We start from the raw sequence: 588 nt of genomic DNA, 5'->3' as shown, positions 1-588 counted from the left end.
TGACGTGGTCTAATTGATTTGGACAGCCCAGTTAAGAGATAATTTGCTTAATTGGAGTTCAATATGTCTACGAGAAGAAAATATACAAAAGAATTTAAACTGGATGCAATTAGTCTGGTCACTGAACAAGGATATACCTGTTCTGAAGCAGCGAGGAGCCTGGGTATTCATTCAACTATTCTGAGCCGCTGGATTCGAGAGTTGGCTGATAAAGATAATTTGGCTTTCCGAGGTAATGGGAAGTTAACTGCTGAACAGAGTGAAATTCGTCAATTACGAGAGGAAGTTCGTCGCCTGACAATGGAGAAAGAAATTTTAAAAAAGGCGACGGTCTTCTTTGCGAAAGAAGCGAAATAAAATATTCGTTTATCGCCCGGCATAAGAAGACCTGGCCAGTTGGCATGATGTGCCGGCTAATGGGCGTTACTCCATCCGGATACTATAGTTATCAAAAACGCAAACGGACAAGACCGGCAAATAAACCAGAACATCAGGGGTTATTGGATTGGGTTAAAAAAATATCAGAATCCAGCAAATTCTCGTATGGAAATCGCAGGATAAGAAAAGCGCTGAATGCTCTTGGCTACC

At 41.5% G+C, this 588-nt stretch carries 1 pseudogene; it reads left to right on the top strand.

Annotation, left to right across the window (positions count from 1 at the left end):
* Positions 1-63 precede the first annotated feature (63 nt).
* Positions 64-588 (top strand): annotated as a pseudogene (locus E1O52_RS13035) (transposase); the annotation flags it as partial.

Origin of the sequence: Legionella nagasakiensis (assembly GCF_900639915.1) — a bacterium.
GTDB lineage: Bacteria > Pseudomonadota > Gammaproteobacteria > Legionellales > Legionellaceae > Legionella_A > Legionella_A nagasakiensis.
Note: the sequence above shows the minus strand (reverse complement) of the source record. Positions and strands in the feature narration are given on the sequence as shown.